The following is a 6,241-nucleotide window of genomic DNA, read 5'->3' on the forward strand; positions in this document are numbered from 1 at the left end:
ATCAATAATGCTTTCTTAGGAATCAAAGAAACAGAATAAGAATTCTCTTACATTACCACGTCGCCTAACTATCGGTGCTTCCGCTCCGCTTCGAGCTTGCTTCGCAACTCTCGCTCGGGCTACGCCACATTTGCTTCTGTCACTTCGTTTGCAGAGCAAACTCGTGCCATTGCAAACGTCGGAACACCTTGGTCGTTAGGCGTAATCGCTTAAAATTTATCAGTATAAAATACTGAAATTTAAGAAACTTTCGGGGAAATTTACATTTTAAAAATGCTATATTCAGAAGAGATGCATATTCTTAAATTTTCAATTTCATTTATAGAAAGAGCATATAGAGATAGATTTGAACAAATACTAACAAAACCTCGGATTAGAAAGAAATTTATAGAATCATTGCCTCATTTTCAGCATTTTATAAATTCTAACATGTTGAGAATTCCTGGCTCTTTTCAAGAACTTGATGAAATCTATAAAGCTCTTAGTAGTGTCCGAAATATTCCTGATGAAGTATATATTATTTCCGAAAGTGCAAAATTGGATATGCAATTTCTAAGGCTTGACGATGGATTAAATGAGATCGTTAGTTCTGGCCATTCGTCGATTATTTCTATTCTTCCAGGGGAACTGGCCTACTATGAAGGCGAAGGACTTGGTGAAAGATATATTCTTTCAAAATTACCTTAATAAGATAAGCGACTACGCCTAACTATCGGCTTATCGCTGCGCTTCGAGCTTGCTTCGCAACTCTCGCTTGGCCTTCGGCACATTTTGCTTTGTCACTCATCTTGCATGGCAAGCTTCGTGCCAAGTGCTTCGCACTCGCAAAACGTCGATAACCCTTGGTCGTTAGTCGCAATAAATGCAAAATTTATATTTATGAAATATAAAATAACCTTAATCCTTTGCCTTAGTTGTTGCTCGATTCAGAGCAGGGGACAATTACTTTTCGACAGTAAGCAGGAAGTCGAGTTAATAAAGGCAATCCGCACCAATAATATAGAATTAGCTGACAAGCTATTGAAATCGAATGTAAAATTTAGAAAAGTTGATTCTCGGTATTTGAATTTACTCAACTTAACTTTATCAACAGAGTATTCGGACAAGTCTCTATTAAAGAAAACAATGCTTGCGATTTTAGAAAAAGATTACAACGATTATCCATATGTAACTGCGCTGCAGTTGAATCGGCTTGAAATTGCTAAATTGATTGAAGAAAAATCCGATAGAAGAGGCAATCCATTTGGTCAAGTCGAACTGAAGGAATACTTAAGCAACGGCGGAGATCCAAATTATATAGTGAAATTCGATTTTACAATTTTGATGCTCTGTTCATCCAAAGGTAATTTAGAATGCGTGAAAGATCTCATCTCCGCTGGAGTAAGCATTGATAGATACTCAAAGTTTGATTCTCCCAATAAGGGAGTTACAGCCTTAGTATTAGCCGTTGAGCATGGGCAATTGGAAATTGTGAAGGAATTAATAAACCGTTGTGCAGAAATGAATGTTGTGAATGAAAAAGATGAGAGTTTAATTCAAATTGCAGCAAGAAAGAAATTATTTGAAGTTAAAAAGTATCTCGAGGAAAATTCGAAAGCCCGCATTTACTGCGACTAACTGTCGGCTTATCGCTGCGCTTCGAGATTGCTTCGCAACTCTCGCTTGGCCTTCGGCACATTTCGCTTTGTCACTCAGCTTGCGTGGCAAGCTTCGTGCCAAGTGCTTCGCACTCGCAAAACGTCGATAACCCTTGGTCGTTATACGCCATTCTTTTAAGATTTAATTACCAACAGTTTATGTTAAAATACTCACTTGATTCTCTTCAGCTTTTTTATCTGCATGGCAAAGTATACTTTAATCGTGCAATTAAATTTATAACTCAAAATAAAGGTGTTCTTATCCCTCTTTCAGTAATTTTCTTTCTCGGATTACCGTTATTGAAGTACTGCTTCTTGGATGTTGAGATTAAAACCAAATATATAATAATCGATGCAATTTTATCAGGCCTTTCGCCTTTAATTGCAACTTTAATAATCGAGAGAAAAAGTATTTGGTCGGATATGGGGCCTGATTTAAAGGCCGAGCTAGCAAAAACGAAAGAAAAATTAGCCATTAGCGAAAATGATAAAAATGAACTTCAGCATTTGGTTGAGAAGTTTTTCAATGATGCTAAATTCACAAAAAAGGGAATCTCTGACCTCTTTAAATTCAACTCAAAAGAATATTTTTGTGTAATGAAGAGTTCGGAAAATTTAGATTTGCTTTTTCAAAAGAAGAAAAAAATCGGCTCAGATTTAAAATTCACACAAATACCTTTGGGAAAGGTTCTGAATGATCATCCAAAAAGAATCAAACCGTTTGGAAATATGGATATATATTTTTTTCCATATTCGGTATTAAAGGGTTTTAATAATAATATTCAAAAATGGATGGCAAAAGAAATTCTTCCGAAAGTTCGAGTGGAACGGGACGCCTATGTTCAAAAATTTGGTAAAAAATTAAATCTTAGTACATTCGAAATTTCCGAGTTAAAAAAGGATAGCTATGTATATCTAGGTTTTGAGCTTAATGCGCGTAATATCGCTTTTGATTTGAAAGGCAAAAGCTTAAACGATGACTTATTTGAAATCATTAAGGGTAGCAATGATCAGTTACTTAGTTTTACGAGTGAAATTACTGAAGCAGTTAAGTCGAGCGATTTGTTCTTACGCGTGGAGTGGAATACGATCATTGAGCTTTCGAATAAAAAACAATTACAAGATTTGAATTATTTTGCTGAAGCTATTACTGCAGGTTTGAAAGCACATGGCGTAGAGTCTATTGCTTCGATGGCAATAATGAATGAGCAAGTGCTTGCAGAAATTCTTTTTAAAATTCTTAAGAAAAGACAATGGACCCTCAAAGTTTGCATAAACAAAGCACGATTGATTATTGCTTCTATAGGAAATCTTTTGAATACATTAAGAAAAGCCAAAGTTAAAATCTAAAAGAACGGCGTATAACTATCGGCTCTGACGCAGCGCTTCGGGTTTGCTTCGCAACCCTCGCTTGGCCTCCGGCACATTTCGCTTTGTCACTCGTCTTGCAGGGCAAGCCTCGTGCCAAGTCCTTACGGACTCGCGAAACGTCGTCAAGCCTTGGTCGTTATGCGTCATATTTTGAAACATGTATTTAAACAATATTTTAATAGCTCTTTTCGTATTAATTTCTTTAGTAATCGTTTTAACAACGATAGCTCTCATCTTGACATTCATTAAAGATTATAGAGATTTTGATATAGATTTTTCCGGAGGAATATTTCTTAAAAGAATGATTCTTTCAAATTTGAATATGGCCTTGTCCTTGGGCAAGGTTCAAGAATTTGAATCTGGGATTGTAAAGGTGGTTTCGGAAACTTTGTTCTTTGTGAGAAGAAGACTCGCTTCCGAAACTATTTCGGGGATTAGTAGGAGAACACCGCTTGTTTATTCAAAGGTCGAGTTTCAATCAAATTCTTGGGTTGCTGAAATAAGAATTTCTTGGGTATCATTGATATTGCTTTTATATCCGTTATTATTCTTTGGATATATTTCTATTACGTTTACCTTCGCATTGCTTAACGTTCATGTATTATTTTCTCTAATTTTATGTGTACCTTTTGCGATTGTCTATTTTCTTTACTTAATTATTGAGAATGAAGCGATTTATACGATGGAAGGAATCTTTAAAGAATTTTCCGCGATCGTATCACAATAAGAATTTATTTATATTATCGCAAAATACGACGCATAACTATCGGCTCTGACGCATCGCTTCAGGATTGCTTTGCAACCTTCGCTTGGCCTTCGGCACATTTCGCTTTGTCACTCGTCTTGCAGAGCAAGCCTCGCGCCAAGTGCTTTGCACTCGCGAAACGTCGTCAAGCCTTGGTCGTTAGGCGCCAGCGTTTAGAATTTATATGAGTGAGAAAGTATTAAATAGTTTAAACATAGGCCAAGAAATTGAACGCTATCTAAGCGATCTGCAAAAGATTCCATTAGAGATTAAAGCTAACTCTTTTACCGAGTTCTATAAAATACTCAAAAGAGAGAGCTTCAATCGTGGTCCGTATCCGAATGTCAGTTTGTTTGAGGGAATGAATAGAATAATGTCAGATTTGGTTATTCTATTTGGTATTAAGATTTTATTAGATCCCCAAACCTTCAAAGAACACAATTTCCCATACACAGAATATACTGCGCAACTCAGTGTCTCATCTGAGAAGGCTTTTGATATCATGGCGAGTGAAGGGAAGCGTAGATTGGTAGGTGAGGCTTTTAATGTTGCGCCCACTTTCTTTAATGGAAAAAAGAGTAGGGAACTAAAAAAACTTTCAAAGTTTGAAGACAAAGAAGCTGATTTTCTATTAATATATAATGTCGAAGCGGCTAATTCTTCCGATACATTTGAATTAATTAATAATGTATTGCATCTTAGAGTGAAATTGCCTGACCTTTAAAATCCAAACGCCAGCGCCTAACTATCGGCTCTGACGCTTCGCTTCGAGATTGCTTCGCAACTCTCGCTTGGCCTCCGGCACATTTGCTTCTGTCACTTCGTTTGCGGAGCAAACTCGTGCCATCGCAAACGTCGTCAAGCCTTGGTCGTTAGACGCAATGGTCAAAAATCTGATTTTAGTCGGAACATTGTTCAAATAGCTCTTCGAATTATTGGCTGGAATGTTTTATTATGTTAGAAACAATTTTGGATGTTTTAAAAGAATCTTGGGGATGGACGGGTCTTGATCCTGAAAAAATTATAAAGGAAAATGAATTTGGAAATCTATTAATTTTAGATAAGCAAGGACAATATTGGCGACTTTGTCCTGAAGACCTTTACTGTGAAATAATAGCTTTAAATTCAGATAAGCTAACAGCTTTATTAAATGATCATGATTTCATTGAAGATTGGGAAATGAGATCTCTAGTCGATCTCGCATATGAGAGATAAGGAAAATTGGCAGATGGTAGAAAGTATTGTCTTAAAGTCCCTGGAACCTTGGGCGGTGAGTATAAATTGTCTAATATTTCGGTTATTAGCTTTATTGAATTAATTCAATTTTCAGGTGATGTTGCACTTCAAATTAAAGATTTGCCTGATGGAAGCAAAGTTCAACTCAAAATAGAGGATTGATTTTATGCTTATTGGCATAAATGACCACTGCGCCTAACTATCGGCTCTGACGCTGCGCTTCAGGATTGCTTCGCAACCTTCGCTCGGCCTTCGGCACATTGGCTTCAGTCACGCCTTTTGCGAAGCAAAAGTTCGTGCCTGTTCCTACCGCCTCTTCGAGGCTCAGGAATCGCCAACGTCGTCAAGCCTTGGTCGTTATACGAAATTGGGCAAAAAGGCTTCTTCTAAAAGTAGAAAAAGAAACCATATAAGCTTCCCACTTTCCTGGTAATTTTCATCATATATAAGAATATATCCGATTGACAGATATATCTGCATTGCGAATATATGGATAAATGATCAAATCTTTTGGAGACAAAGAGACTGAGAAGATCTTTCACCAAGAATTTTCAAAGAAAATACCTCCGGAAATACAAAGTAGGGCATTAATCAAACTTCTTATCTTGGAAAATGCTGAAAAAGAAGAAGACTTAAAAAGCCCTCCGGCTAATAGGTTTGAACATTTAAAAGGTAACTTAAAGAATTATTATTCTATCAGGATAAATGACCAGTGGAGAATTACATTCAAATTCTCTGAGGGAAATTGTTTTGATGTCTCTATAGTTGATTATCATTGAGAGAGGACTTATTATGAAAACAAAAAGAATTCCTACACCAACAGTCTCTCAAATTCTTAGAGAGGAGTTTTTGGATCCGTTAGAGGTAACACCATATAGACTTGCAAAAGAACTACATGTTTCAACCTCTACAGTATTGGAGATTTTGCACGGTAAGCGTAAAATCACAGTAGATATGTCTTTGAGATTAGCTAAGTTTTTTGGAATGTCCGATAAGTTTTGGATAAATCTTCAAAATGATTTAGAAATAAGGAAACAGAAAGAAAAGCTAAAGCTTAAATTAGATAGTATTCAGACGCTCCAAAGAACGGGCTGAGTTCATTGCCCAACTTCGTATAACTGTCGGTGCTTCCGCTCCGCTCGGAGATCGCTTTCGCGACTCACTCGCTCGGGCTTCGCCACATTTGCGTCTGTCACTTCGTTTGCAGAGCAAACTCGTGCCATTGCAAACGTCGGAACACCTTGGTCGTTAG

The 6,241-nt window shown here is 36.9% G+C and carries 9 protein-coding genes; all 9 read left to right on the plus strand.

Going from position 1 to position 6,241, the window contains the following annotated elements; translation table 11 throughout:
* The first annotated feature begins 273 nt into the window (after positions 1 to 273).
* Complete coding sequence (locus EHO58_RS05505) at positions 274 to 687, plus strand: hypothetical protein (protein ID WP_135679140.1); 414 nt, start codon at positions 274 to 276, stop codon at positions 685 to 687.
* Positions 688 to 879: 192 nt separating this feature from the next.
* The gene (locus EHO58_RS05510) at positions 880 to 1,617 is read left to right on the plus strand and encodes an ankyrin repeat domain-containing protein (protein ID WP_167483192.1); all 738 of its coding nucleotides are present in this window, start codon (positions 880 to 882) and stop codon (positions 1,615 to 1,617) included.
* Positions 1,618 to 1,796: 179 nt separating this feature from the next.
* On the plus strand, positions 1,797 to 2,987 hold the full coding sequence (locus EHO58_RS05520) for a hypothetical protein (RefSeq protein ID WP_135679150.1): 1,191 nt from the start codon (positions 1,797 to 1,799) through the stop codon (positions 2,985 to 2,987).
* Positions 2,988 to 3,165: 178 nt separating this feature from the next.
* On the plus strand, positions 3,166 to 3,735 hold the full coding sequence (locus EHO58_RS05525; RefSeq protein WP_135679153.1) for a hypothetical protein: 570 nt from the start codon (positions 3,166 to 3,168) through the stop codon (positions 3,733 to 3,735).
* A gap of 202 nt (positions 3,736 to 3,937) precedes the next feature.
* A complete protein-coding gene (locus tag EHO58_RS05530; protein ID WP_135679157.1) occupies positions 3,938 to 4,477 on the plus strand; it encodes a hypothetical protein in 540 nt (179 codons plus the stop codon).
* A gap of 230 nt (positions 4,478 to 4,707) precedes the next feature.
* The gene (locus tag EHO58_RS19645; protein ID WP_208728727.1) at positions 4,708 to 4,968 is read left to right on the plus strand and encodes a hypothetical protein; all 261 of its coding nucleotides are present in this window, start codon (positions 4,708 to 4,710) and stop codon (positions 4,966 to 4,968) included.
* 6 nt (positions 4,969 to 4,974) lie between these two features.
* Positions 4,975 to 5,151, plus strand: a complete 177-nt coding sequence (locus EHO58_RS19650) for a hypothetical protein (RefSeq protein ID WP_208728728.1) — start codon at positions 4,975 to 4,977, stop codon at positions 5,149 to 5,151.
* A gap of 335 nt (positions 5,152 to 5,486) precedes the next feature.
* Positions 5,487 to 5,768, plus strand: coding sequence for a type II toxin-antitoxin system RelE/ParE family toxin (locus EHO58_RS05540; RefSeq protein ID WP_135679159.1), 282 nt, complete (start codon positions 5,487 to 5,489; stop codon positions 5,766 to 5,768).
* 13 nt (positions 5,769 to 5,781) lie between these two features.
* Complete coding sequence (locus EHO58_RS05545; RefSeq protein WP_135679162.1) at positions 5,782 to 6,084, plus strand: HigA family addiction module antitoxin; 303 nt, start codon at positions 5,782 to 5,784, stop codon at positions 6,082 to 6,084.
* Positions 6,085 to 6,241 lie beyond the last annotated feature (157 nt).

The organism is Leptospira selangorensis (genome assembly GCF_004769405.1).
In the GTDB taxonomy this organism is placed as follows: Bacteria; Spirochaetota; Leptospiria; order Leptospirales; family Leptospiraceae; genus Leptospira_B; species Leptospira_B selangorensis.

Bases quoted from the DNA above. Each gene is read 5' to 3' on its own strand.
- EHO58_RS05540 (WP_135679159.1), top strand. From the start codon at position 5,487: ATGATCAAATCTTTTGGAGACAAAGAGACTGAGAAGATCTTTCACCAA.
- EHO58_RS19645 (WP_208728727.1), top strand. From the start codon at position 4,708: ATGTTAGAAACAATTTTGGATGTTTTAAAAGAATCTTGGGGATGGACG.
- EHO58_RS05525 (WP_135679153.1), top strand. From the start codon at position 3,166: ATGTATTTAAACAATATTTTAATAGCTCTTTTCGTATTAATTTCTTTA.
- EHO58_RS05545 (WP_135679162.1), top strand. From the start codon at position 5,782: ATGAAAACAAAAAGAATTCCTACACCAACAGTCTCTCAAATTCTTAGA.
- EHO58_RS05510 (WP_167483192.1), top strand. From the start codon at position 880: ATGAAATATAAAATAACCTTAATCCTTTGCCTTAGTTGTTGCTCGATT.
- EHO58_RS05505 (WP_135679140.1), top strand. From the start codon at position 274: ATGCTATATTCAGAAGAGATGCATATTCTTAAATTTTCAATTTCATTT.
- EHO58_RS05520 (WP_135679150.1), top strand. From the start codon at position 1,797: ATGTTAAAATACTCACTTGATTCTCTTCAGCTTTTTTATCTGCATGGC.
- EHO58_RS05530 (WP_135679157.1), top strand. From the start codon at position 3,938: ATGAGTGAGAAAGTATTAAATAGTTTAAACATAGGCCAAGAAATTGAA.